The sequence below is a fragment of the Streptomyces orinoci genome, from assembly GCF_003121295.1.
Taxonomy (GTDB): Bacteria; Actinomycetota; Actinomycetes; order Streptomycetales; family Streptomycetaceae; genus Streptomyces; species Streptomyces orinoci.
On sequence record NZ_PHNC01000038.1, the window covers coordinates 58,013 to 83,476 of the forward strand.

Genomic DNA, 25,464 nt, shown 5'->3' on the forward strand with positions numbered 1-25,464 from the left:
GGATTCTCTGCGGGCGCGGCCACAGGGAGGACCCTAGGTTAGGTCAGGCTTACCTTGTCAATTCTCCTTCTATGCTTTGTGGTTAATGCCCGGCTATGCCGTCAACCCGACAGCATGGCGGTCAACTCCCCCGAGCGAGCCAGGATTTCCAGCTCGTCCAGGGCCCGCTCGGCCCGGGAGGCGGCCATGGGGTCCCGCTCGGCCAGCCCGCTGGCGGCGAACTCGTCCTCGTCCAGGCGCAGTACGGTCCCTCCGTCGGCCGACAGCCAGAGGTCCAGGTCCAGGTCCTCGGTGACCAGGCCCTCCGGTCCCACGGCCGGCAGCCGGGTGACATCGCAGTACCAGCCCTTGAGGGTGCCGGCCGCGTCCCGCACCTCCTTGACCGAGTACCAGCGGTCGCGCCAGTAGTGCTCGGTCAGCACATCGCCCGGTTCGAACCGGACGACCCCGAAGTCGGTGGCGGTGGGCTTGGCCCAGGCGGCCCGCAGCACCAGATGCACCCCGTCGTCGGCGACCACGGTCGCCGGATAACACACCGCCGGGCGTTCCCCCTTCACCAGGCGCACGCTCACCTCGCGGCCGGGCCGCAGCCTTATCCCGGTCATGGACATTTCCGATCCCTCCGCAGTCGTTGCACAACCGCGGAAGTGTGCCTTCCGGGCCGGGGCGGGGGCCATCGGTTTTCAGAGGTCTTCAGAGGTTTGCTGAGGTTTTCGGGGCGGCCGGGGCAGCCCGACCGCCCCACGGGAAGGGCGACTTGGCGGCCGCGTTCGTCAACGTGTGCTCCGGGCAACGCCCGCAAGCCTGACGGGACCCGGCAAGTGTGACCCGCGGGGCGGGAAGAAGCCGTACGCTGACCGGGCATCGCCGAACTTCACGGTGTGGGAAGGCGATGCGGGACCCCGGCGCGCGGCCGGGTGGGTGCTGCAGACATCCGTCCGGCCCGACGTCGCCGGGGTCGTCGAGTACCGCTGAATTCAAAGGTCGGATCACTGTGCCCAAGGCAGACGGAAACGCGCCCGACAGGCGGTCGCTCCATGAGCGCATCGCGGCGGACCTCAGGGACGAGATCATGTCCGGCGAGCTTCCCCCGGGCGGCAACCTTCCCTCCACCCAGCAGCTCAGGGACCGCTTCAACGCCTCCAACGCCACGGTGCAGAAGGCCCTGCAGGTGCTCAAGGCGGAGGGTCTGGTGGTGGGGCGGCCCGGTTCCGCCGTCACGGTCCGGGCGCACCGCCAGCACACCTTCCGGCCCGAATCGCTGATCGGGCCCGCCGCGCCGGGGGATCCCGCCCGCTGGCTCCAGGAGGCGCTGCGGCGCGGGCTTCAGGCCCGCAGCAGGCTGCTGGAGGTGGGCGAGGTACGGCCGCCGGCCGATGTGGCGGCCGCGATGAACATCGCCCGCAGCGCCACCGCCCTCAGACGCTCGCAGATCACGCTGTTCGACGAGGAGCCGGTGGAACTGGTCGAGTCCTTCTACCCGTTGGACATCGTCCGGGGCACCGCCATCATGGAGCGCCGCCGGATCCGGGGCGGAACGCCCACCCTGCTGGCCGAGTTGGGCTATCCCCCGCGCCGCTGTGTGGACCGGGTCACCGCCCGGATGGCCACCCAGGAGCAGTACGCCGCCCTGGAGATGCCCACCGATCTTCCGGTGCTGCGTACCTTCCGGGTGGTCTACTCCGACGGTGAACGGCCGGTGGAGGTCTCGGTGATGGCCAAGGCGGGCCATCTGAGCGAGCTGGAGTACGGCCTCTCGCCCAGCTGACCCGCCCGGTGCCGTCAACTCACCGCGGACAGGCAGTTGGTGGGGGTGGCATGCCCGGGGTCGAGGGCGTTGGCCACCTCATGGGCGACGATGCGGTCGGTGGTGCCGATGGTCACATGCTCGGAGAGGTCGATGGCGCAGAGGTCCTGGAGGACGATATTGCGTACATTCGGGCCGGAGAGGAACTGCTGCCGGTAGGGCGTGACGATCTCGTCGTAGCGGGTGACGATGGTGGTGTAGCGGACGCCGGGCACCGTGTCGGGGACCGAGTTCAGCTTCTTGAGGAAGGGCGAACCGAAGGCCTGGTCGGTGAGGCCGGGCGCCAGGTCGTGCACGGCCTGGCGGGCGCCGAGCAGGTCCATCAGGTTGACCAGGCCGGAGAGGCTGGTGCCATGGTTGCTGGGGGCGATTCCCACCAGTGAGTTCACCTTGGCGGCGCCGCCCAGGAAGTTGAGGTAGTAGCGCGGCATCAGACCGCCGCCCTGGGAGTGGCCGACCAGGTCCACCTTTCCGGTTCCGGTGGCGGAGCGGACCTTGTCGACGAAGTCCGAGAGCTGGTGCGAGGACCGCTCCACGGAGTTGAGGCCGTGGAAGAACGGCACTCCGGGCAGCTGACCGTAGTCCAGGGAGAAGACGCAGTAGCCGCGGTTGACCAGGTATGGGGCGAGCAGCAGCCAGTTGTCCACGGAATTGCCCGCCGTGCCATGGGCCAGGACCACCGGACGGGGATGGGCGGCCGACGGCTTGCAGGAGTAGTCATTCCAGCCGCTGCTGACAACCCTGGCGCGGGCGGAAGCGGCGTTGGCGGCGGGAGCGGCGGCGCCCAGGGCGAGGAGCAGGGCCAGGGCGGGCAGCAGGGAGAGAAGAGCGCGCAGGGCTCTCCCGGATTTGGGCATGGGGGTACCTCGCAGGTGGGGGTGAGGGAGTGCGGGCACGGCGCGGCAGAAGCGGTAATGGGCTGGCCCGGCCCGGGAGTTGACGCGACATCAACTTACGTGTCAGTAAGATTGCGGGAAGGTTACCGGCGCGTCAATAAGCGCGGCACACCTTTTCCGGCCACGCTTCCCGCCGGTTCTCAGGCCACGTCCAGGGTGGCCGCGGGGCCCACCGCGCCATTGCCGAAGCGGGCCCGGGCACGGTCCACCGCCGCCTCCACCCGGCGCGCCTTGTCATCGGCCTCGTCGAAGGTCAGCTGGTGGACGGCCAGTTCGGCGCCGCCCAGCCCCTCCGCGCGCAGCGCCACCGCGCGTACCCGGGCCCGTTGCAGGCCGAGCGCGTTGTGCAGGGCATAGGCGGTGGCGGTCAACACCGGGGTGTGGGCGGTGGGTTCGGTGAAGGTCCGGCTACGGGTGGTGGCCGAGCCATCGGCGTAGCGGACGGTGAGGGTCAGGCCGCGGGCCACCTGTCCGCTCTCCCTCAGCCGGGCGCCCAGGCCGTCGGCCAGCGCCAGCAGCGCCCGGCGGCGGTAGGCGGCGTCCAGCTCATCGGTGGTGAAGCGGTGTTCGGCACCCATGGAGCGAGCGCGGGCGTCGGGGGTGACCGGGGTGGGGTCGATGCCATGGGCGCGTTCCCAGATCCGGCGGCCCTGGGCCGCGCCCAGGATGCGCTGGAGGACGGCCGGTGGCGCGGCGGCGATCCGGCCCACGCTGTCCAGGCCGTAGGAGCACAGGGTACGGGCGGTGGCGGGGCCCACCCCGTACAGCGCGGCGGCCGGCTTGCGGGCCAGGAAGGCGGCCACTCGCTCCGGGTCGTCGGGCAGGGTGCGCACCGCTCCGGGCGGCCCGTCGTGGGCGGCCATCCGGGCCAGCATCGGGTTGGCGGCGACCCCGACGGTGCAGTCGGTCTCGTAACGGGCCAGCGCGCGCACCCTGAGCAGGGTGGCCAGCCCGGCCGGGTCATGGCCGAAGTAGCGGGTGGCGCCCCGGACGTCCAGCAGCGCGGCGTCCGGCGGCAGCGCCTGCACCACCGGGGTCACCTCGGTGAGCAGGGCGAGCAGCCCGTCATAGGTCTCCTCGGCGAGGGCGCCGCCGGAGACGGGGTGGAAGTGTGCGTAGAGAACGGTCATCCCGCGCTCCCGGGGCTGGCGTGCCACAGCTTGCGCCCGGTGGCGGTTCCCTCGCCCGCGGGGCGCAGGTCCGCCCAGGGGTGCATGCGGTAGCCGGTGGGCAGGTTGATCCGGCGCTGTACGGCCGCGGCGGGCCCGGCGGTGGCTGCTCCGGCGGTGGCGGGCTCGGCGGCCGGTCCGGCCAGTACCGCGGCCACCGCCTCCAGGCCGCCGTGGCGCCGCAGTTCGGTGAGTTCGGCCAGGTTCCAGGCGGTCGCGCCGACCACGCTGAGGCTGCGCGGGCCGCGCCGCTGGAGCACTCCGCGCACCAGCAGCAGCCAGGAGTGGAAGACGGTGTGCGCACAGGCCTCGTGGGAGTCGTCGAAGAAGGCGCAGTCCACCAGGCCGGTGCCGTCGTCGAGGGTGGTGAAGACCACCCGCCGGCCGGAGCGGACCGGCGGCGTCTGGGTGGCCACCTTGGCGCCCGCGACCAGGACGGTCTCGCCGTGCCGTAGCTCGCTCAGCCGCTTGGCGGGGATGGCGCCCAGCTCGGTGAGGAAGGCCCGGTGGTCGGACATCAGATGGCGGGAGGTGTCCATGCCCAGCACCTGGAGCTCGGCGCCCAGCCGTTCCCTGTCGTCCAGGTCGGGCAGGCCCAGCGGTTCGGCGCGGGCGCTGTCCACCAGGGTGGGCTGGGCGGGGCCGTGCTGGTGGTGGCGGTGCAGCTCGGCGATGTGCAGCAGCAGGTCCCGGCGGTTGGTGCCGAAGTCGTCCAACGCCCCTACCCTGGCCAGGCGTTCGGCGACCGGACGGGAGGGATGGGCGCGCCGCCAGAGGTCGGCCAGCGAGGTGTAGGGGCGGCCCGCGGTGATGCGTGCGGCCTCGGCCTCGCTGATGCCGTGCACCTCGGAGAGGGCCAGCCGCAGCCCCCACTTCCCAGACACCAGTTCGATTCGATAGGCGGTGTCGGAGCGGTTGACGTCCAGCGGCAGGATCGGCACCCCGCGCCGCCGGGCGTCCGCCAGCAGCAGCCGCTTGGGGTACATCCCCGGGTCATGGGTGAGCAGCCCGGCGTAGAAGGCGGCCGGGTGGTGGGCCTTGAGCCAGGCCGACTGATAGGTGGGCACCGCGAAGGCCACCGCGTGCGCCTTGCAGAAGCCATAGCTGCCGAAGGCTTCGATGACCTCCCAGGTGCGGCGGGCCACTTGGGGGCTGTAGCCGCGCTCGGCGGTACGGGCCGCGAACCAGGCCCTTACCCGGCCCAGGAGTTCGGGGTTGGACAGCGCGCGCCGGGTCTCGTCGGCGAAGCCCCGGTCGCAGCCGGTCATGATGCGCAGGATCTCGATGATCTGCTCATGGAAGACCACCACGCCATAGGTCTCGCCCAGGGTCCCGGCCAGATCGGGGTGCGGCAGCCGGACGGGGGCCCTGCCGTGCCGGGCGGCGATGAACGGGCGCACCATGTCGGCGGCGACCGGGCCGGGCCGGAACAGCGAGATGTCCACCACCAGGTCATGGAAGGTCTCCGGCTGGAGGCGGCCGATCAGGTCGCGCTGGCCGGGCGATTCGATCTGGAAGCAGCCCAAGGTCTCGGTGGAGCGGATGAGTTCATAGGTGCGCCGGTCGCCGGGCGGTACATCGGCGGGGTCGTCCAGGTCGATCCGGCGGCCGGTGGCGCGCCGGATCTCGGCCACCGCGTGCGCCATCGCGGACTGGATGCGTACCCCCAGTACATCCAGTTTGAGCAGGCCCAGTTCCTCCACATCGTCCTTGTCGAACTGGGACATCGGAAAGCCCTCGGCACTGCTGGGCACGATGGGGGTGCGGGCGCGCAGGGTGGTGTCGGAGAGCAGGACGCCACAGGGGTGCATGGCGATGCCGCGCGGCAGCCCGTCCAGCGCTTCCACCAGTTCCCACAGCCGGCCGTGCTCCTCCCGGGCCACGCCGCGCAGTTCGGGGAGTTCGGCCAGGGCGGCCCGGGCGTCCCGGGCCCGGATGTGCGGGAACGCCTTGGCCAGCCGGTCCACTTGGGCCGGTGGCATGCCCAGTGCGGCGCCCACATCGCGGATGGCGTGCCGCACCCGGTAGGTCTCGGGCATGGAGACGGTGGCCACCCGCCGGGCGCCGAAGCGGTCGAAGATCGCCCGGTAGACGTCCAGCCGGCGGGCGGACTCCACATCGATGTCGATATCGGGCAGGGCGGCCCGCCGGACGGACAGGAAGCGCTCCATCAGCAGGCCCTGTTCCACCGGGTCGGCATGGGCGATGCCCAGCAGATGGTTGACCAGCGAGCCGGCGCCGGAGCCCCGGGCGGCGACCCGGATGCCCAGCGCGCGGGTGTCGTCCACGACCTGGGCGACGGTGAGGAAGTAGGAGGCGAAGCCGCGCCGGGCGATGATCTCCAGCTCCTCCTCCAGCCGCTGCCGGTGGCGGCGGTCGCGGTCATAGCCGCGCAGCACCATGGCGGCGGTGCAGCGGGAGCGCAGCACCCGGTCGGCGGTGCGGTGCGCGGCGCCCACCAGGCTCGGTTCGGGGAAGTGGACGGAGCCCAGGCCGATATGGTCCTCGGGGTCCACCTGGCATTCGGCGGCGGTGCCCGCGGTGTCGTCGAGCAGCCGGCGGGCGGCGTCGCGGCCCAGCCCGGCGGCCTCGGCGATCCGCCCGGCGAGGGCGGTCATGGCCGCCGGGTCCTTCAGCCAGCGCTCTCCGCCGTCCAGGTTCTGGGGGTTGCGGGTGTCGATGGGGACCAGCCGGCGGGCGGCGTCCAGCACATCGGCCACCGGCCCCTGGCCGGGGTCGGCATAGCGCACGGCGTTGCTGAGGACGGCGGTCACCCCTTGCTCGGCGGCGAAGCCGAGAGTACGGGCGGCCAGCCGCAGCGAGCCGGGGCCGGTGCCGGGGCGGCCATGGCAGACCACCTCCAGGCGCAGGGCGTCACCGAACAGTTCCCGCCAGGGGGCCAGCAGCCTCTCCGCCCGGTCGGGGCGGCCGGCGGCCAGCGCCCGGCCGGCCTCGGAGCCGGCGCCCAGCAGGACGATCACCGGGGGGCGGGGGCCGGCCGCGGCGGCGGCCAGCTCATGCCAGGGGAGTTCGGGGCGGCCGCCGGAGCGGTGGCCCGCCGTGGCGGCGTGGGGCGCGCCCGTCTCCCCCGTACCGCCGCCGGAGGCGTCCGAGTGCGCGGCGGTGACCAGGCCGCACAGCGCGGCCCAGCCCAGGGCGCCGTCCCGGGCGAGGAAGAGGGCGCGGGGCGCGGACTCGTCGATGAAGGCCCCGCCGCGCACCGGGGTGCGCCGGTGCGCCGGCCGCTCCGGGACCGGACGGGCCAGTGCCAGATCCACGCCGAACAGCGGGCGTATCCCGGCCTTGGCCGCGGCACGGGCGAAGCGCACCGATCCGGCCAGGGTGTCCCGGTCGGTGAGGGCGAGGGCGTCCATGCCCCGCTCCGCGGCACGCTGGGCCAGCAGTTCCGGGTGCGCGGCCCCGTACCGCATCGAGAAGCCCGACGCGGTGCGCAGATGGGTAAATCCCGCCATCGCACCTCCTGCTGCCGCACACCCCCTGGCTGGTTTTCGCCCTTCGTGCCTCCACCATAAACCACATTTTCGAACGCTCGTACTATTCAAATGTTCGATTCGAGTCGCCCGGACGGCCCTGAGCGCCTGCGGGCGGCGGCCCGGCCCCGCAGGCTCTTGGTATGGCCGACACCTCCGCGGGGATGCCGCGGTCCTTCGTCCGGGAGGTACGCAGCGCGGTGACCGGCCGCGCCGCGCTGCTGGTGATCGGCGCCCTGGTGCTGCACCTGGCGTTCATCACCTCCTATGTGGGCGCCTTCCACCACCCCGTGCCCAGGGACATCAGCCTGGGCGTGGCCCCCCGGCAGATCGCGGAGGAGGTCGGGGAGAAGCTGGGCGCCCTGCCCGGCACCCCGCTGGACCCGCAGACGGTGGACGACCGGGCGGCGGCGGTACGGAAGATCCGCGAGCGGGAGCTGGACGCAGCCCTGGTGGTCGATCCGCGCGGCACCGCCGACACCCTGCTGGTGGCCGGCGGCGCCGGTGCCTCGCTGGCCCAGGCCGCCGAGGCGGTGGTGACCCGGGCCGAGGCGGCCGAGCACCGCACCGTGAAGGTCATCGACGTGGCCCCCCAGGCGGCCGGCGACTCCCGTGGGCTGACCGCCTTCTACCTGGTGGTGGGCTGGTGCGTGGGCGGCTATCTGTGCGCCGCCATCCTGGCCATCAGCGCGGGCGCCCGCCCGGTCAACACCCATCGCGCGGTCATCCGGCTGGCCGCGCTGGCGCTCTATGCCATCGCCTCCGGGCTGCTGGGCACGGTGATCGCCGGGCCGGTGCTGGGCGCGCTGCCGGGCAGCGTCCCGGCCCTGTGGGGGCTGGGCGCCCTGGTGGTGTTCGCGGTCGGCGCGCTGACCCTGGCCCTGCAGGGCCTGGCCGGGATCGTGGGCATCGGGCTGGCCATCGCACTGGTGGTGGTGCTGGGCAACCCCAGTGCGGGCGGCGCCTATCCCTATCCCCTGCTGCCGCCGTTCTGGCGGGCCATCGGCCCGGCGCTGCCGCCGGGGGCGGGCACCTGGTCGGCCCGTTCCATCGCCTACTTCCGGGGCAATGCGCTCACCGGCCCGCTGCTGGTGCTCTCCGCCTGGGCGGTGGCCGGCACGGTGGTGACCTTCGCCTGTGCAGTCTTCCGGGAGGCCGTCTTCCACAACGACCGGGAGGAGTGAGGGGGGCGGGAGGGGTGAGAGGGAGGGACGGCGAGCGCTCCAACTCCCCGACCGAACGGTCGGGATGGCCACTCTTCGGCCATTACCGGGGCGGTTCCCGACCACCTGAGAGTGGTGTGCCGGCTCAACGGAAGGCGATTTCCGGCCTGTTGGGGGCCGGGGCCGCTCCCGGCGTGTCGTCCGTATCAACCCGCGGTCCGGCGGGCCCTTAAAACATCGTTCCCAAGGTGCGCACGGTCTTTACACATCGCTCACACGAAATCCCCGCTGGTCAACACTCCCGAAACATGGAGTCCCCGGCCTCCCTGCCAAACCGGGCATCCGGCCGGCCCCGGATCCCCTCCCTCCCCCGCGGGCCGCTCTGCTGGCATCGATTCACGCCATTACCCCGTGCTTTCACTTGGCGACTAAAAGTGAGCGATCCATGTGCATTCATGCACGGGTTGAGCAAGACTTCCGTCCGGAATCTGCACCCACGAACAAGGGAGTGTTCGGAATGCGGTACATCACTGGGGGGATCGCACTGGGGTCCGCACTGGCCCTGGGCAGCCTGGTGGCGGCCGGGACGATGGCCACCGCCGCGCCCGCGCCCAAGCCCGCGGCACAGCACAGCCTGTACGCGCCCTCAGCGCTGGTACTGACCATCGGCCAGGGCGACTCGGCCTCCGCCGGCATTCAGCGCGCGGTGACGCTGAGCTGTATGCCCACGCCCAGCGGCACTCACCCGGACGCCCGCGACGCCTGCGCCCAACTGCGCCAGGCCGACGGCAAGTTCGACGAGCTCACCGCCACCAAGGCCGGCACCTACTGCACCAAGGAGTGGAACCCGGTCACCGTGACGGCGACCGGCGTCTGGGAGGGCCAGCGGGTCAACTACAGCCACACCTTCGGCAATCCCTGCATGGCCAAGGCGGCGAAGAGCACCGTCTTCTCGTTCTGAGCGGCCGGCTACGCACCCCGGTCATGAGAGCGGCCCCCGGACACCGTGGAGGTGTGTCCGGGGGCCGCGGTCCAGGGCGGCCCCGGGAGGCGGGGCGGTCAGGGCAGGATACTCGCCCCGTACGCCTTCAGCGCCCCGGTCACCGGCTGGTAGTAAGTCTCCCCGCCCAGCACGCAGTTGCCACTTCCGCCGGAGGTGATTCCCAGCGCGAGGTCACCGTCGAAGAGCGGGCCCCCGCTGTCCCCGGGCTCGGCACAGATATCGGTCTTGATCAGCCCGTCCACCCGCCCCTCGGGGTAGTTGACGGTGGCGTCCAGGCCGGTGATCCGGCCCTCGTGCACCCCGGTGGTGGAGCCGCTGCGCCACACCCGCTCCCCCAGGCGCGGCTGACCGGCCCGGTCGATCTTCTGCAGGCGCCCGCCGGACAGCCGCACCGCGCTCGGGTGGTCCACCGGTGCCGTATACCGGGCCAGGGCGTAATCGTGGCCCGGGAAGACCGAGTCGGCGGTCCGCGCCTCCGGCGGGCCGCCGCGGGTCTGCGACCAGACCGGCACCGCGTCGCCGCAGTGGCCGGCGGTCAGGAAGTAGGGCTGTCCGTCCTTGACCACATTGAAGGCGGCCGAACAGCGCGCCTGCTCACCCCAGATGGCGTCGCCGCCGGCCAGCAGCCTGCTCAGCCGGGTGGTGGTTCTGCGCACCAGCACGGTGTCCCCCAGCCGGGCCGTGACCCGCTTCAGCCGGGCCATCCGGGCGCCGGTGACCGTGGGGTCGGCGGTGACCACCAGCCGGCCGGCCGCCGGATCGGCCACCCAGGCGGTGCCGGGGATGGCGGCCTCGGTGTCCAGGGCGCGCCGGGCCGAGGCGAGCCGGGTCAGCGCCTGCCCGGCGGTCTGCCGGGTGGCGGTGGCGGAGGTACGGGCCGGGGACGGGGCGGCGCCGGCCGCCTGCGGGGTGAGCGCCAGCGCGCCCAGCGCGGCCGCGGCCACGCCGGTCAGCGCGGCCCGTACCGGGAAGGGGAAGCGGGAAGGAAAGCGGGAAAGGAAGCCGGCGGGGAAGATCTTCAACTCGGCACCTCCATTGGGGGTCGGGGGCCCGGGCGGGTGGCCTGGACGTTCCCGGAGGACGAACGACACAGCCGCACCCCCGGTAGGAGGTCGCGTCCATGCCAAGTTGTGGGTCCGAGTGTCCCGACCGGGCCAGGGGGTGCACAAGGGCGACTTCCTATCGCGCGTATGGCCATGCATGCGCCCCCGTCACGCGCGGCACGCCCGTTTTGACATGAGTAAGCCCCGCGCGGGGCGCGGGGCTTGGGGCAAGGGGGCCCGGCGACCGGGCCGGTCAGGCCAGTCCGGTCATGGTCTCGCCCTCGGCCGGTTCGCCCTCGACTTCCTTACGGTGAGCGGCTTCCGGCACCTCTGGCTCCCGGGCGGGGGAGGGCGGCGGCGCGGTACCGCCCTGGGAGCGTTCCAGGAAGCGCAGCAGCTCCACCGGGAAGGGCAGCACCAGGGTGGAGTTCTTCTCGGCGGCGACCGCCACCACGGTCTGCAGCAGCCGCAGTTGGAGCGCCGAGGGCTGTTCGGCCATGGTCGCCGCGGCCTCGGCCAGCTTCTTGGAGGCCATCAGCTCCGCATCGGCGTTGATCACCCGGGCCCGGCGCTCGCGCTCCGCCTCCGCCTGCCGGGACATGGAGCGCTTCATGGTCTCGGGCAGCGAAACGTCCTTGATCTCCACCCGGTCGATATGCACGCCCCAGCCGATGGCCGGGCTGTCCAGCATCAACTCCAGGCCCTGGTTGAGCTTTTCCCGGTTGGACAGCAGATCGTCCAGGTCGCTCTTGCCGATGATGGAGCGCAGTGAGGTCTGCGCCATCTGGGAGACCGCGAAGCGGTAGTCCTCGACCTGGATGACGGCCTCGGCCGGGTCCACCACCTTGAAGTAGACGACGGCGTCCACCCGGACGGTCACATTGTCCCGGGTGATGCCCTCCTGGGCGGGGACGGGCATGGTCACGATCTGCATATTGACTTTGCGCAGCCGGTCAGCACCGGGAAGGATCATGGTGAATCCGGGTGGGCGGATCTGCGGGCGCAGGCGCCCCAGGCGCAGTACCACGCCGCGCTCGTACTGCTTGACCACTCGGGCCGCGGCCAGCAGATATGCGGTGCCGGCGGCTGCGGCCGCGATCAGCGCCACGATCAGGTCTTCGACCATCACGGCCCCCTACGTCATACGAAGGGTGATACGTCCACGGTATGACGGTGGAGGGAGTGGGTCGAGCCCCGTGTCGGGGTCCGGGGGTGGCTATCTGTTACGTCGGCTTACGGTGTGTGGGTGGGCACGCCCCTGCGGGGCGTTGTCGGCCCCACCCGCGCACCACCCGTGGCGCGGAACCGGGTTGGCGGGGGTTTCCCGGGGGTGGCCGGGCGCCGTCGGCGGGTGCGGCTGCGCGGCCCCGCGCCGGTGACGACGTTGGGAGGGGCGGGGCCGCGACCTGCCGATGAGGCTATGCCGGGGGCTTGGGCCGCTGTCAAGACGGCTGTCAAGGCGGCGTCAACAGTCGCAACCGCAGTCGCAGCCATCGCAGCAGTTGCCGTCACAACAGCCGTTGTCGCAGCATCCGCTCGCACAGCGGCAACAGTTGCAGCAGTCGCCACAGCCATTGCAGCCACTGCAATCACAGTCGCCGCAATCGCACTTGTAGCACCAGCCCTGGCGCGGCTCTCCGGACCAGGGATCCATATAGGGGTCCCGGCAGCACAGCTGGCACGTACAGAACATCAGCGCGGCCATCGCGCACCCGGCCACCGCCCCGCGCTTCGGCCCCCGCTGGGGCGGCATGGGCGGCGGCATCACCGGTGGCGGGCCGAACGCACCCTGCGGCGACCGTGTTTCAGGGTGCCGGTGGGTGGTGCAGCCGCCGGTGGCGAAGGCGCGGTCCACGGCACGCTGCAGCTCGTGCGCCAGCAGCAGATGGGCCAGCCTGCCCTGGGCCTTGCTCGCGAACTCCACCTCGCGCAGCGCCAGTCGGACCCCGTGCACCGCGTCATCGCACAGCCGCCGCACCTCGGCCAGGTCCGTACCGGTGGCGGTGACCGGGTTCCAGGCCCCGGTCTCGGCGTCCCGCGCCAAGTCCTCCACCGCGTCCAGCAGATGGGCCAGCCGCCCGAAGAGCCGGCCCGCCTCCTGAAGCGGCGCCCGGTTGGCGGGGCGCCCGGCCAGTACGGCGGTGTGGCCGAAGGCGGCGGCGGTCGCGGTCTCGGTGGGCTCGGTCAGCGTCAACAGCGGGGTTCCCGGCCGGGCTTGGGCCTCCAGCCCGGTCTGCCGTTCCACGGCATCGGTCAACAGCGCGGTGTCGAAGCCCAGATCGGCGCCCGTACGCGCGCCCGCCCGGTCCCAGTTGGCGGCCACCCGGCGGGCCGCGGCGGCCAGCGGACGGCCGGCCAGCAGGCCATCGCCGTCGGCCGCGTGGTCGCGCAGCTTGGCCGAGGCCAGCACCAGGGAGACCGAGGCGGCCAGCCTGGCACCCTCGCCCCGGGCCACCGAAGCGGTGCGCATCCCGCGCAGCGGGCAGGGTCCGGCGGTACGCCGCCAGGCTCCGGACTGTTCGTCGGACTGCGCCTGCGCCTCCACCAGGACGGATATGACCAATCCGTCGTAATTAGTCGCGACTCGCGCGAATTGTCCGTGATCGCCCCTCAACGCCAGGCAGAGACCGCAGAGATGAGCCAGCCACTCGGCCTGCATACGCTGGGACAACCGATGCCGACATGGCCGGACCATTCCGAACAAAACCATCCCCCGTGTGTAGCCTCCGACAACCCGGCGCATCCTAGTCATAGGGTCAGCAGCGACCGGCTCCGGTCCCTTGGCAGGGGGTTGTTTCAGGGTTCTGACACACCGACACCTGCTTTGCACCAGATGCGTCACGAAATCCTCGCTTGGCCCCCATCCACTTGGCACACCATCCGCATCATGGACGACCATAGGGGGGCGGGCGGAACACACCCGTGTGAGAGGAGGCGTCCATGGGTTCGGTGCGTAAGGCGAGTGCCTGGCTTGGGCTCGTCGACGACAGCGACGACGAGCGCTACTACGACGACGAGTACGCCGAGGGACCCGAGCCCGGTGACTCCTGGGTGACCAACCCCAGAGTCCGGGTGGCCGACGAGGCGGCCCAGGACCAGGGCACCCGGATCGCCACGGTGACCCCGGACGGGTTCCGGGACGCCCGTGGCATCGGCGAGCTGTTCCGGGACGGCATCCCGGTGATCGTCAACCTCACGGCCATGGAGCCGAGCGACGCCAAGCGGGTCGTGGACTTCGCGGCCGGGCTGACGTTCGGGCTGCGCGGCTCCATCGAGCGGGTGGCCAACCGGGTCTTCCTGCTCACCCCCGCCGACTACCAGGTGGTCAGCGGGGAGCCGATCAGCCGGGCCAACGGGGGTTTTTTCAACCAGAGCTGACGAAGACGAAGAAAACAGCAGAGCTGACGGCCTCTCAAGGGGCCGGGGTGCTCATCGGAACGCGTCGAGACCGGTGAGCGCCTTGCCCAGCACCAGCTGGTGCATCTCCACGGTGCCCTCATAGGTGAGCACCGACTCCAGGTTGGTGGCGTGCCGCATCACGGGGTACTCCAGGGAGATCCCGTTGGCGCCCAGGATCGTCCGGGCGGTACGGCAGATCTCGATCGCTTCCCTTACGTTGTTGAGCTTTCCAAAGCTGACTTGTTCCGGACGCAGTCGTCCGGCGTCCATGCGCTGCCCCAAGTGGTGCGCCAGCAGAACGCCCTTGTGCAGTTCCACCGCCATATCGGCCAGTTTGGCCTGGGTGAGCTGAAAGCCCCCGATGGGCCTGCCGAACTGCTCGCGGGTACGGGCGTACTCCAGCGCCGATTCAAAGCTGGCCCGGGCGGCGCCCAGCGAGCCCCAGACGATGCCATAGCGAGCGTGGCTCAGACAGCTGAGCGGGCCGCGCAGGCCGGTGGCCCCGGGCAGCACCGCGTCGGCGGGCAGCCGTACCTCGTCAAGCACCAGCTCGCTGGTGACCGAGGCGCGCAGGGACCACTTGTGCTTGATCTCGGGGGCGGCGAAACCGGGGGTGTCGGTGGGTACGACAAAGCCGCGGATGCCCTGGTCGGTCCGGGCCCAGACGACAGCGACCCCGGCCACCGACCCATTGGTGATCCACATCTTGCGCCCGGTGAGGATCCAGTCGCCGCCCGGGTCACGCTTGGCGTGGGTGCGCATCCCGGCCGGGTCGGAGCCATGATCCGGTTCGGTCAGGGCGAAGCAGCCGATGGTCTCCCCGGCCGCCATGCCGGGCAGCCAGCGCTCCTTGTGCTCCTCGGAGCCGAAGCGGTGGATGGCGTACATGGCCAGCGAGCCCTGGACCGAGACCAGGGAGCGGATGCCGGAGTCGGCGGCCTCCAGCTCCAGGCAGACCAGGCCGTACTGGACGGCGCCGGCCCCGGCGCAGCCATAGCCGTCCAGGGTCATGCCCAGGGCGCCCAGGGCGCCGAGTTCCCGGGTGAGTTCGCGGATGCCGGGCAGCTCCCCGCGCTCGTACCAGTCGGCGATATGCGGCAGTACCCGGTCGGCGGCCCACTGCCGGATGGTCTGACGGACCGCCAGGTCCTCGTCGTTGAGCAGGTCGTCGATGCCCAGCGGGTCATGGGGGTCGAACGGCGGCAGGGCTGCTGCGGACATGGCGGCCTCCGGTGATCATCGGCGGGACGGCACCGACGCTACGGCCGGGTAACCCCCGGCGTCCAGACCCTGCCCCGGGCCCGGCCCAGCCCCTGCCCCTGGCCCCGCCCCGGCCGGGGCCCGCCTCAGTCCGTCGGACCGGCGGTCCTGGGCAGCCGCAGCGCGGCCAGCGCGCCCAGCAGCAGCAGGACGGCGCTGACCACCAGGGACAGATGCATCCCATGGATGAAGGCGTCCCGGGCGGTGCGGCGCAGGGCCTGGCCCTGGGGGCCGCCGAGGCGGTCCGCCACCTCATAGGCCTCGCCCAGGGAGTCGGTGGCGGACCGGGCGGCAGCACTGGGCACGCCCGGGGCCGAACCGACCGCGGGCGCGTAGGCGGCATTCATCACGCTGCCCAGCAGGGCGATGCCCATCCCGGCGCCCAGCTGGTAGGAGGTCTCACCGATGGCGGCCGCCCCGCCCGCCGCGCCGGCCGAGGTCTCGCTGAGCATGGACTCATACGCCCCGAACAGGGTGGTCTCCAGGCCCAGGCCGAGCAGCAGAAAGCAGCCGGTGAGCAGGCCCGGCCGGTCCTCGCGGCCCAGTGCGCCCAGGGCGAGCACGGCGGCGGCGGTCAGGGCGAAGCCGGACGCCACCATCCGGCGCGGGCCCAGGCGGTGCAGCACCCTGGAGCCGGCCAGTCCGGCGGCCATCGCGGCCACGGTCAGCGGCAGCAGCCGCAGCCCGGTCCCCAGCGGGGTCAGGCCCAGGATCAGCTGGAGGTACTGGGCCGCTATCAGCTCCAGGCCGACCAGGGCCAGCATGGCCAGCACAATGCAGCCCACCGAGGTGGAGAAGGCCGGTCGGGCGAACATCGCCAGGTCGATCAGCGGGTGCCGGCGGCGGCGCTGGCGGCGTACGAACAGCACCAGCAGGGCGCAGCCCAGCGCGGGCGGCACCACGGTGGCCAGGGACAGCGGTTCGGCGCAGCCGATCCGCTTGACCCCCAGCACCACGCCGAACAGCCCGAAGGCGGCCAGCAGGGCGCCGAGTACGTCCCAGGGTCCGTCCCGGTCGCCGGTGGACTCGGGCAGCAGCCAGCGGCCGATGGGGATGCTCACCACCATCAGCGGGACGTTTATCAGGAAGACCGAGCCCCACCAGTAGTGCTCCAGCAGCAGCCCGCCCAGCAGCGGTCCGGCGGCCGCGCCCACCGCGGCCACCGCGCTCCAGACCCCGATGGCCAGGGCGCGTTCCCGCCGGTCGGGGAAGACCTGGCGGAGGATGGAGAGCGTGGCGGGCATGATCATGGCGCCGCCGGCGCCCAGCAGGGCCCGGGCGGCGATCAGCACCCCGGGGGTGGGGGCGACGGCGGCCAGCGCGGAGGCCAGGCCGAACAGGCCGTACCCCAGCAACAGCACCCGGCGCCTGCCCACCCGGTCGCCGAGGGTGCCGAAGAGGATCAGCAGCGAGGCGCAGACCAGCGGATAGATGTCCACGATCCACAGCAGCTGGATGGCGCCGGGGCGGAGATCCTCGGTGACGGCCGGGACCGCGACATGCAGCACGGTGGCGTCGATGGCGACGATCAGGAGGCTGACGCAGAGGACGACCAGCACCGTCCAGCGGCCGGCGCCGCCGCCTGGGCCGGGCCGGGGGCGGGAGCGCTGCCGGGGCAGGCCCGTGGTCCACCGGGTGCCGGCGGGAGCCGTCCCGGACATTCGCCCACCTCCGTGTCGGGTCCCCCGGGTGCCGGGTGCGGGGGACGGATGAGACGCCAGGTTACGCGAGTCCCGCCAGGTCACCGCCCCGGCGCCGTTGGGCGGGGGCCCCGGGATACCGGACAATCACCCGGTGACGACTCTCGCCCCGCTCCCCGGCATACGCACCGCCCCCGGCATCGGCCGCACCCGTTCGGCCCTGCGCCGGGCGCTGCCCGCGCTGCTGGGCTATGGGGCGATCCGGGGGCTGGGGCTGCTGGTACTGGCGGTGTGGGCGGGGTCGGCAGGGCGCAGTGCGCACCAGTTGCTGTCCGCCCGCTGGGACTCGCTGTGGTACGCGCGGATAGCCGAGCACGGCTATGGCTACACCCTTCGGCTGAGCGGGGGCCGGGTCCACTCCGATATGGCGTTCTTTCCGCTGCTGCCGGGGCTGGAGCGGGGGCTGTCGGCGCTGCTGCCGCTGTCCGTGGCCGATGCGGGACTGCTGGTCAGCGCGGTGGCCTCGGTGGCGGCGGCCTGGGGGATCTTCGCGGTGGGCGAGCTGCGGTACGGGCGGCGGACGGGCATCGCGCTGGTGGCACTGTGGGCCGCGCTTCCGGTCGGCATCGTGCAGTCGATGGCCTACTCGGAGTCGCTGTTCACCGCGCTGGCGGCGTGGAGTGTCTATGCCGTGCTCACCGGGCGCTGGGTGTGGGCGGGCTGGCTGGCGGCGCTGGCCGGGCTGACCCGTCCGGTAGGGGCCGCGGTGGTGGCGGCGGTATGGCTCACCGCGGGGGTGCGGCTGTGGCGGCGGGGCCGGCGGGGGTCCGGGCGCATGCTGCTGGGGGTGACGCTGGCGCCGCTGGGCTGGCTGGCGTATGTGGCCTGGGTGGGGGTGCGCACCGGCAGCGTCACCGGCTATCTGGATGTCCAGGGCGGCTGGGGCAATGGTTTCGACGGCGGGCTGGCGTTCGGCTCCTTTGCCGCCGGGCTGCTGGGCGGGCCGTCCTTCGCCGCCGGGCTGGCGCTGCTGGCCGGGGTGGGGCTGGTGATCCGGCTGTATCTGGCGGGGGTGCGGCAGCGTCAGCCGCTGCCGCTGCTGGTCTATGGCGGAGTGGTGCTGGGGCTGGCGCTGACGGCCAAGGGCTATTTCGGCTCCAAGCCGCGGCTGATGATGCCGGCGTTTTCGCTGTTGCTGCCGCTCGCGGTGGCGCTGGCGAGGCTGCGTACCCCACGCGCGGTGATGATCATGACTGCCGTGTCCTTGGTCTCGGCCGGCTACGGGGCCTTCTGGCTGCTGGGGTCCGGGCCGCCGTGATCGTTTTCCGGGGAGGGGGGCGGGGACAGGGCAGGGGCGGGGACGGGAAAACGCCGTTCAACCCCCCGGCCAATCACCGATAAACGGCGGAAATCGAAATACATTAAGCGCGCCGGGATGCCGGAGGGGAAGCCGGACCCGGATTCTTTAACTCATTCTTATTTCGGTACGGGACGGATGGCGCTCGTGCCGAAAGTCGCGTTTGAGACGCATTCCACATCACATCGTCATCACAAATCGGCCGTAGCGGCCGGACCCTCCCGTCACGCAATGTAACGTCGATTGGGTGCGTACCAACGACGAGCTCGTCCAGACGGAGGAGCCACCGACCACGCCCGAGCGGCCGAGGATGACTCGGACCCGGGTGGGCCTCTTCGCGGCCACCTGTGTGGTCTATGTGGCCATCGTGGTCGGTGTATGGACCACCTCGTGGCCGGTGCGGTTCGACTGGCAGGTCATGCTCTTCCGGCCGTACAAGCACTGGCCGGAGATCCACACCTTCCTGGACTACTACGTGGTCCTGGGCCAGCGCGGACCGACCGCCCTGGCGGTGGCCGCCTGGCTGGGCTGGTGTTCGTACAAGCGCCGCACCCTGCGCCCGCTGCTGGTGCTGGGCACCTCGCTGCTGCTGCTCAACGCCACCGTGGGCGCCGCCAAGCTGGGGATGGGGCGGCTGGGCCCGCACTATGCGACCTTGATCGGCTCCAATGAGATGTTCGCCGGCGGGGACATATTCCCCTCCGGCCACACCGCCAACGCCGTGGTGACCTGGGGCGTGCTGGCCTATCTGGCCACCACCCCGCGGGCCCGCCGGATCAGCTCGGTGATCGCCGCGCTGCTGGCGCTGGGCGTCGGGATGACCACGGTCTATCTGGGCACCCACTGGATGAGCGATGTGACGCTGGGCTGGACGGCCGGTCTGCTGGTGTTGCTGGCGCTGCCCTGGTTCGAGCCGCTGATGGCCCGGGCCGAGGTGTGGCTGCTGGCCGCCTGGGCGGCGCTGCGTGCCCGCCGGATGCCGGCGGCCGGGACGTTCTCCCCGGTGGGGGTGCTGCCGCAGCGGTCGCCGGTCCATGACGAACTGCCGGTGCGCGAGGTGGTGGGCGCGGGGAGCCGGGGCCGGTCCGCCGAGTCCCGTCCGCACCTGGCCGCCCGCCCGCACACCGTCCGTGCCGAGCGGACCCCGGTCACCCCCGGCGGCAGCCGCCGTCCGCCGCATGCCGACCGGGCGCCGCGCACCGCGCAGCTGGGCCCGGGCCGGACCGTCTGACGCTCCGGGCTCCCACGGCCGCTCCGGGTACACCCCGGGGCGGCCGTCGCCTTTTCCGCACGCCCGGCTGTTACGCCCGCTCAGCCCTTCCAGCAGCGGCGCACCCGGCCGCCGTCCACCTCGAAGTTGAGCCGTCCGGCCACATACTCCATGGTCACCACGGTGCCCGGCGGCAGCGAACGCACCGTGCGCCAGCCCTGCTCCCGGGCCAGGGCGGCGGCGCTCTCGGCGTCGAGCCCCAGGTAGCGCCCGAGGTCGTCTTGGGGGTCGGGGGGAAGATTCGGCAAGGACACCATGGCAGCCACGGTAGGCCGTAAGGCCCCGCCGGTCACACTTCCGTAAACAGACCTCCGGGCGGGGTTTATGGGCGCGGCTCCCGGGAGCCGGGTTTTCCATTCGCTCCGGAAACCGCTGCCGAAACCCTCGCCGATGAATCTTCACCATATCTTTCCGGGGTCCGGCCAAGGTCCCGTCAATTGTCCGGCTATTACGGCCGGGAAGGCCGCGTCCGGGATTAACCGGGCGGCGGCCCAAGGGCCCCCGCAATTGACCGGAATATTTAATTCCGGAAGATCCCTTGACCCGGTCCCGGTGCCCGAGGCACCCTCGCGCCACCCGCCCGGGGACGAGCATCATGGCGGGGACCCAAGGGAACCCGGAGGCACGACGGGCCGGACGGCCGGAGAGCGAGGGGGCACGGATGGGGACCGAGACAACGCCGGTACGCGAGGCTCCGCGGCGCGAGCGGCGGCCGGGCGCGCTGGCGGTGGACTGGCTGAGCACCACCGACCACAAGAAGATCGGCAGTCTCTATCTGATCACCTCGTTCGGCTTCTTCCTGGTGGCCGGGGTGCTGGCCCTGCTGATGCGGGCCGAGCTGGCCCGTCCCGGGCTGCAGTTCATGACCAACAACCAGTTCAACCAGGCGTTCACCGCCCATGGCACGATCATGCTGCTGTTCTTCGCCACCCCGGCCTTCGCCGGCTTCGCCAACGCGATCATGCCGCTGCAGATCGGCTCCCCGGATGTGGCCTTCCCCCGGCTCAATATGTTCGCCTACTGGCTGTATCTCTTCGGCGGTCTGCTGGTGGTCGGCAGCATGCTCACCCCGGAGGGCGGGGCCTCCTTCGGCTGGACCGCCTATGCCCCGCTGAACGGCGCGGTCCGCTCCCCCGGGGTCGGCTCCGACCTATGGATCATGGGCCTGGCGCTCTCCGGCTTCGGCACCATCCTGGGCGCCGTCAACTTCCTGACCACCATCATCGGGATGCGCGCCCCGGGGATGACCATGTTCCGGATGCCCGTCTTCACCTGGAACGTACTGTTCACCTCGGTGCTGATCCTGCTGGCCTTCCCGGTGCTGGCGGCGGCGCTGCTGTGCCTGGAGGCGGACCGCCGGTTCGGCGCGGTGGTCTTCGAGGCGCCCTACGGCGGGACGCTGCTGTGGCAGCACCTGTTCTGGTTCTTCGGGCACCCGGAGGTCTACATCATCGCGCTGCCGTTCTTCGGCATCATCAGCGAGATCATCCCGGTGTTCTCCCGGAAGCCGGTCTTCGGCTATCTCTCGCTGATCGGCGCCACCATGGCGATCACCGCGCTGTCGGTGGTGGTCTGGGCGCACCATATGTTCGCCACCGGGGCGGTGCTGCTGCCCTTCTTCTCCTTCCTGTCCTTCCTGATCGCGGTGCCCACCGGGGTGAAGTTCTTCAACTGGATCGGCACCATGTGGCGCGGCTCGCTGTCCTTCGAGTCACCCATGCTGTGGGCGGTGGGCTTCCTGGTGAGCTTTCTGTTCGGCGGGCTCACCGGGGTGATCCTGGCCTCTCCCCCGATGGACTTCCATGTCACCGACAGCTACTTCGTGGTGGCGCACTTCCACTACGTGGTCTTCGGCACCGTGGTGTTCGCGACCTTCGCCGGCTTCTACTTCTGGTGGCCCAAGTTCACCGGCAAGATGCTGGACGAGCGGCTGGCGAAGGTCCACTTCTGGACCCTCTTCACCGGCTTCCACACCACCTTCCTGGTGCAGCACTGGCTGGGCGCCGAGGGGATGCCCCGGCGGTACGCCGACTATCTGGCCGCGGACGGCTTCACCGCGCTCAATACGGTCTCCACCATCGGCGCCTTCCTGCTGGGCCTGTCCACCCTGCCGTTCCTCTACAACCTCTGGCGGACCGCCAAGTACGGCAGGCCGGTGGAGGTGGACGACCCCTGGGGCTTCGGCCGCTCGCTGGAGTGGGCGACCTCCTGCCCGCCGCCCCGCCACAACTTCGCCTCGATCCCCCGGATCCGCTCCGAGTCCCCCGCCTTCGACCTGCACCATCCGCGGACCGCCAAAGAGGCCGAGGCCGCCCCGTCCTGAGCGGGGGTCAGCTCACCGGGGGCCGCTCGTCCACCCGTACCGCGAGGTCGTTGTCGGCCGTGTAGTACGGGCCGACCTCGGCCGGGGCGTAGGGGGCGGACACCGGCAGGCCGGGGTAGACAAAGATCTGCTTCTTGTCCGCCACATCGTCCAGGATCCGCGCCAGCCGGGCCTCGGCGGAGCCATCCGCGCGGCACAGCCACAAGTCCCAGACCTCCGGCCCGCCCTTCCAGTCCGCGCACAGCCCGGCATAGGCCAGGGTGAAGGTGAACTCCTGGCCCTCGGCGGTCACCGGCGCGGTGCGCACCACCGCCGCGCTCCGCCTGGAGCGGGCCTCCACAACGGCGTCGGTGAGCCACTCCTGGGGGTTCTCCACCCGGTGCAGAGTGCCCCGCCCGGTGATCCCCTCGGCGCTCAGGGTGAGATCCCCGGCCTCGGCGTGCGGGGCGCGCAGCCAGCTGCGCACCGAGAGGTTGCCGTGCTTGGTGGCGTAGGGGATGCGCACCGCCAGCGGGGAGGTGCTGGGGCCGGGCCTGCGGTCCACCAGCGAGCGCAGGTCGGCCAGGCCGGGCAGCAGCCGCTGCGGGCCGCCCTCCTCCCCGCGGTCCAGATGCACATCCCAGCGCCCCTCGGCCATTGCCACGGTGCTGGGCAGTACGGCACGCAGGCGCCCGTCGCCATTGGGAGTGAGCGGCAGGCGGACCTCATCGGCCTGGTCGTCCCCGCCCCGGCGCAGCAGCACCAGGGCCTGCGGCTCCCGGCCGCCCTCGGGTACGTCGAGGTCGAAGGTGAGTCCGCCCGCGGAGTCCGCGATGCAGTCGGCGCGCGGCGGGGCAGACACGATGGGGGACTCCTCGGGGGTGATGGGGTGGGAAGGGAACCGCGCGTCGGTCATGCGGCACGCACCCGGCGCAGGGCGGAGCGGCCGGCGTCCGTGGTCCGCAGGGCGCTGCTGAGCAGCGCTCCCCGGGTACGGTGCAGCGAGCCGCGCAGGGTGCCCCGCGTGGCCAGCTCGCCGAACAGCCGCTCGTACCGCCCGGCGATCTGCGCCGGGTCGAACCGCGCCGCGTTCTCCAGGGCCTGGCGGCCCATCCGCTTGCGCAGTTCATCGTCGTTGATCAGCTTCAGCAGCCCGGCGGCGATGGCATCGGTCTTGCCGACCGGCACCAGCAGTCCGTCGGCCCCGTTGTCGATGATCTCCCCGGGGCCGTGCGGGCAGTCGGTGGAGACCACCGGCAGGCCGCAGCGCATGGCCTCCACGATGGTCATGCCGAAGGACTCCAGGCTGGAGGTGACGGCGCCGATGGAGCCCTTGACCCACTCCGGGTCCAGCGGGTTGGCCGGGCCCATCAGCAGGACGTGGTTGTACAGGCCCAGGTCGTCGATCAGCTTGCGCAACTTGGCCTTCTCGACCCCTGCGCCATAGATCCGAAGCCGCCAGTCCGGGCGCTCGGCGACAACCTTGGCGAAGGCCCGGATCAGCACGTCATAGCGCTTGGCGGGGGCGAGCCGGCCGGCCGCGACCACCCACTTGCCGGTGCCGTCGGCCGGGGCGACCAGGGGGGCCGGGACGCTGTTGGGGACGGCCTCCACCCGTACTCCCGGCAGCCGCATCAGCTTGCGGTAGGTCTGCGCGTCGGCCTCGGTGACGGTGGTGACGGCGTCCAGCCGGGGGTAGTGGGTGCGCAGGGTCAGCTTCAGCGGGGCGGAGTGGGTGGAGAGGGTCAGATGCTCCTGGCCGACCCGCACCGGCCCGCGGCGGGCCTGCTGGGCGATGTGCACATTGAGGCCGGGCCGGGTGCCGACCACCACATCGCAGTCCAGGGAGCGCAGGTGTTCGGCGATCCGCCGGTCGGTGAGCGCGCTGTACTGCTTGTAGCGGCCCTCGGTGGCCGGGAAGACGGTGGCCGGGCGCCGGGCCTCGGGGTGGTCGCCCTCGTAGCCGGGGCCGTCCTTGCGCAGATCCACCAGGTGACGCAGCCGTACCTTGCCGGGCGTGGCGAAGACCGGCTCCTCGCGGTGCCGGAAGACCGAGACGATCTCCACGTCATGCTGCTCGGCGAGGGTGCCCGCCAGGTTGTACGTGGTGCGGATCGTGCCGCCGATGCCGTAGGCATTGTGAATCAGGAATGAGATGTGCATTCGTCCCCACAGCCGGTGTGCGCGCCTGGTGGCCCGCCTCCTGAGAGGTTAGAGCGTACTCAGTGCCATCCGGTTCGCCTGCGGCGGCAACCGGTTCACCGGAAGTTGAGCGTCCGGTTACCGGCGCCCCAGCAGGGCGTGACCCAGGCCCGGCGTCGTCCGTTGTCCTCGTTACGAGCCGGGAACCGCCCGGCCCTGTGCACCGAAGTTTCGAGGAGCCCTCCGTGCCCCGCATGCTGGACGTCAGCGACGACGTACGCGCCGAGATCGGCGACGAAGAAGCGGACCGACTGCTCGGCGGCGACAACGCCCCCGGCACCTATGAGTGCACCTCCTGCCGTGCCGTCGGCGACAGCGAGCGGGACCGCACCAGCACCGTGCTCTTCGTCGGCGAGGAGTCGGCGGTGCTGGCCTTCGCGCACGCGGCCTGCATCCCCTCCCAGGTCGTCCCGGTCTCCGAGGAGCAGTTGCAGAACGCGGTGCGTTCCATCACCGGCGAGGGCCCGGCGGCGGGTGAGCCGGCGGTGACCGCCGAGGTACCGCTGCAGGCCGAGCTGGGGGTCACCAGCGGCCTGCTGCTGATCAACAACGATGTGCATCCCACCCTGGTGGTGGAGCCGCTGACCGCGATCGCCCGGCCCGGCACCACCGGTCCGGCGGATGTCTTCCTGGAGCTGCTGGGCGAGCAGGGTTTCACCCCGGTGAGCTCGGTCGATGACATTCCGAGCGCCAACCCCGGCTGGTCGGTGCTGGTGGCCATGGGCCAGCTGCACGCCATCCTGCAGCCCGGCGCGACCGCCGGCTCCCCGGTCGCCTGGTGGCAGGCCCATCAGGCGATGCAGGTGGCCGAGGAGTGGCGGGCGGCGGTCAAGCGCCACCAGCGGGTGATCGTCTTCGCGGCGCCGGTGGGCACCATCGGCCAGCAGTCCCGGGAGGACCTGCTGCGCGAGGCCCTGGACCGGGCCGCGGCGGCGGGCCGGCTGGTGGGCGCGACCATGCCGCTCGCGGGCACATGATCGCATTCACGCTCCCCGCGCTCCCGGGCCCGGGGTGTCATTCACGGATGTGACCGCATCCGATGGGCCGCGGTGTCGTTGGCAGGGATGTGTACTCTTACGAACCCTCCCGGACCTCGTACCAGAACTACATCCCCGGTATGCGGCCGTCCCGGGACGCCGCCGACCGGAGCCGCTGCGAGTCGGTCACCCCGATCTTCGACGCCCTGTGCTCCGAGTACCGCCGTGCCTTCCGCACCCTGCCGGGCGACCGGGCCGGTGAGGAGGACCTGGGCTTCAAGGGCTTCGGCTCCCAGCAGGGGCAGGGCGGCTACTACGGCCAGCTGACCGGGCACTCCCCCTACTCCGGCCACTCCGGCCACCATGGCAGCTGGGACACCTACCACACACACGGGCGGCAGCGCGGGGCACTTCCCGCACTGCCGCCCGGTGCGCGCGACGGGCGCTCACGAGGGTTCTAGGCCCGGCCGGGCGGCGCACCGCCC

The 25,464-nt window shown here is 71.9% G+C and carries 21 protein-coding genes; 9 read left to right on the forward strand and 12 right to left on the reverse strand.

What is annotated here, in order from left to right; genetic code table 11:
- Positions 1 to 101 precede the first annotated feature (101 nt).
- The gene (locus CV755_RS32635) at positions 102 to 605 is read right to left on the reverse strand and encodes a ribonuclease FAU-1 family protein (RefSeq protein WP_241561539.1); all 504 of its coding nucleotides are present in this window, start codon (positions 603 to 605) and stop codon (positions 102 to 104) included.
- A 383-nt stretch (positions 606 to 988) separates the two neighbouring features.
- On the opposite strand from CV755_RS32635, the gene CV755_RS32640 reads away from it, so the two are divergent.
- Entirely contained in the window at positions 989 to 1,768 is a 780-nt protein-coding gene (locus CV755_RS32640; RefSeq protein ID WP_109284515.1) for a GntR family transcriptional regulator, read from the forward strand.
- A 14-nt stretch (positions 1,769 to 1,782) separates the two neighbouring features.
- Here the strand turns inward: CV755_RS32640 and CV755_RS32645 are convergent, their stop codons facing one another.
- The 3 genes from CV755_RS32645 to CV755_RS32655 form a co-directional block, all read right to left on the reverse strand.
- Complete coding sequence (locus CV755_RS32645; RefSeq protein ID WP_109284432.1) at positions 1,783 to 2,664, reverse strand: alpha/beta hydrolase; 882 nt, start codon at positions 2,662 to 2,664, stop codon at positions 1,783 to 1,785.
- A gap of 179 nt (positions 2,665 to 2,843) precedes the next feature.
- Complete coding sequence (locus CV755_RS32650; RefSeq protein ID WP_109284517.1) at positions 2,844 to 3,833, reverse strand: DNA polymerase Y family protein; 990 nt, start codon at positions 3,831 to 3,833, stop codon at positions 2,844 to 2,846.
- The gene (locus tag CV755_RS32655; protein WP_109284434.1) at positions 3,830 to 7,345 is read right to left on the reverse strand and encodes a DNA polymerase III subunit alpha; all 3,516 of its coding nucleotides are present in this window, start codon (positions 7,343 to 7,345) and stop codon (positions 3,830 to 3,832) included. The genes CV755_RS32650 and CV755_RS32655 overlap by 4 nt, the downstream gene beginning before the upstream one ends.
- 161 nt (positions 7,346 to 7,506) lie before the next feature.
- Here CV755_RS32655 and CV755_RS32660 point away from each other — a divergent pair, with 161 nt between their 5' ends.
- Entirely contained in the window at positions 7,507 to 8,547 is a 1,041-nt protein-coding gene (locus CV755_RS32660) for a DUF3533 domain-containing protein (protein ID WP_109284436.1), read from the forward strand.
- Between the two features lie 496 nt (positions 8,548 to 9,043).
- Positions 9,044 to 9,487 carry a subtilase-type protease inhibitor gene (locus CV755_RS32665; protein WP_109284438.1) on the forward strand — a complete coding sequence of 148 codons (444 nt, stop codon included), beginning with the start codon at positions 9,044 to 9,046 and terminating at the stop codon, positions 9,485 to 9,487.
- Positions 9,488 to 9,585: 98 nt separating this feature from the next.
- Here CV755_RS32665 and CV755_RS32670 read toward each other — a convergent pair whose 3' ends face one another.
- From CV755_RS32670 to CV755_RS32680, 3 genes are all read right to left on the reverse strand, one after another.
- On the reverse strand, positions 9,586 to 10,551 hold the full coding sequence (locus CV755_RS32670) for a S1 family peptidase (protein WP_241561540.1): 966 nt from the start codon (positions 10,549 to 10,551) through the stop codon (positions 9,586 to 9,588).
- Between the two features lie 274 nt (positions 10,552 to 10,825).
- Positions 10,826 to 11,698, reverse strand: a complete 873-nt coding sequence (locus tag CV755_RS32675) for a slipin family protein (RefSeq protein ID WP_241561541.1) — start codon at positions 11,696 to 11,698, stop codon at positions 10,826 to 10,828.
- Positions 11,699 to 12,037: 339 nt separating this feature from the next.
- Complete coding sequence (locus CV755_RS32680; RefSeq protein WP_193553531.1) at positions 12,038 to 13,276, reverse strand: DUF5685 family protein; 1,239 nt, start codon at positions 13,274 to 13,276, stop codon at positions 12,038 to 12,040.
- 236 nt (positions 13,277 to 13,512) lie between these two features.
- Here CV755_RS32680 and CV755_RS32685 point away from each other — a divergent pair, with 236 nt between their 5' ends.
- A complete protein-coding gene (locus tag CV755_RS32685; protein WP_109284443.1) occupies positions 13,513 to 13,950 on the forward strand; it encodes a cell division protein SepF in 438 nt (145 codons plus the stop codon).
- 51 nt (positions 13,951 to 14,001) lie between these two features.
- Here CV755_RS32685 and CV755_RS32690 read toward each other — a convergent pair whose 3' ends face one another.
- Positions 14,002 to 15,192: an acyl-CoA dehydrogenase family protein gene (locus CV755_RS32690; RefSeq protein WP_109284445.1), complete on the reverse strand. Its 1,191-nt coding sequence runs from the start codon at positions 15,190 to 15,192 to the stop codon at positions 14,002 to 14,004.
- A 125-nt stretch (positions 15,193 to 15,317) separates the two neighbouring features.
- Positions 15,318 to 16,892: an MFS transporter gene (locus CV755_RS32695; protein ID WP_109284447.1), complete on the reverse strand. Its 1,575-nt coding sequence runs from the start codon at positions 16,890 to 16,892 to the stop codon at positions 15,318 to 15,320.
- A 133-nt stretch (positions 16,893 to 17,025) separates the two neighbouring features.
- On the opposite strand from CV755_RS32695, the gene CV755_RS32700 reads away from it, so the two are divergent.
- Positions 17,026 to 18,189: a hypothetical protein gene (locus CV755_RS32700; RefSeq protein ID WP_422070628.1), complete on the forward strand. Its 1,164-nt coding sequence runs from the start codon at positions 17,026 to 17,028 to the stop codon at positions 18,187 to 18,189.
- A gap of 286 nt (positions 18,190 to 18,475) precedes the next feature.
- Complete coding sequence (locus CV755_RS32705) at positions 18,476 to 19,459, forward strand: phosphatase PAP2 family protein (protein ID WP_193553528.1); 984 nt, start codon at positions 18,476 to 18,478, stop codon at positions 19,457 to 19,459.
- An 80-nt stretch (positions 19,460 to 19,539) separates the two neighbouring features.
- Here the strand turns inward: CV755_RS32705 and CV755_RS32710 are convergent, their stop codons facing one another.
- Positions 19,540 to 19,755, reverse strand: coding sequence for an I78 family peptidase inhibitor (locus CV755_RS32710; RefSeq protein ID WP_109284520.1), 216 nt, complete (start codon positions 19,753 to 19,755; stop codon positions 19,540 to 19,542).
- Between the two features lie 404 nt (positions 19,756 to 20,159).
- Between CV755_RS32710 and ctaD the strand changes: the two genes are divergently transcribed.
- On the forward strand, positions 20,160 to 21,821 hold the full coding sequence (ctaD, locus tag CV755_RS32715; protein ID WP_109284451.1) for an aa3-type cytochrome oxidase subunit I: 1,662 nt from the start codon (positions 20,160 to 20,162) through the stop codon (positions 21,819 to 21,821).
- Between the two features lie 7 nt (positions 21,822 to 21,828).
- Here ctaD and CV755_RS32720 read toward each other — a convergent pair whose 3' ends face one another.
- On the reverse strand, positions 21,829 to 22,716 hold the full coding sequence (locus CV755_RS32720; RefSeq protein WP_109284453.1) for a hypothetical protein: 888 nt from the start codon (positions 22,714 to 22,716) through the stop codon (positions 21,829 to 21,831).
- A complete protein-coding gene (locus tag CV755_RS32725; RefSeq protein ID WP_109284455.1) occupies positions 22,713 to 23,963 on the reverse strand; it encodes a glycosyltransferase family 4 protein in 1,251 nt (416 codons plus the stop codon). Before CV755_RS32725 ends, CV755_RS32720 begins: the two co-directional genes overlap by 4 nt.
- A 224-nt stretch (positions 23,964 to 24,187) precedes the next feature.
- Here CV755_RS32725 and CV755_RS32730 point away from each other — a divergent pair, with 224 nt between their 5' ends.
- On the forward strand, positions 24,188 to 24,979 hold the full coding sequence (locus tag CV755_RS32730) for a hypothetical protein (protein WP_109284457.1): 792 nt from the start codon (positions 24,188 to 24,190) through the stop codon (positions 24,977 to 24,979).
- An 89-nt stretch (positions 24,980 to 25,068) separates the two neighbouring features.
- Positions 25,069 to 25,440, forward strand: a complete 372-nt coding sequence (locus CV755_RS32735) for a hypothetical protein (protein ID WP_109284522.1) — start codon at positions 25,069 to 25,071, stop codon at positions 25,438 to 25,440.
- Positions 25,441 to 25,464 lie beyond the last annotated feature (24 nt).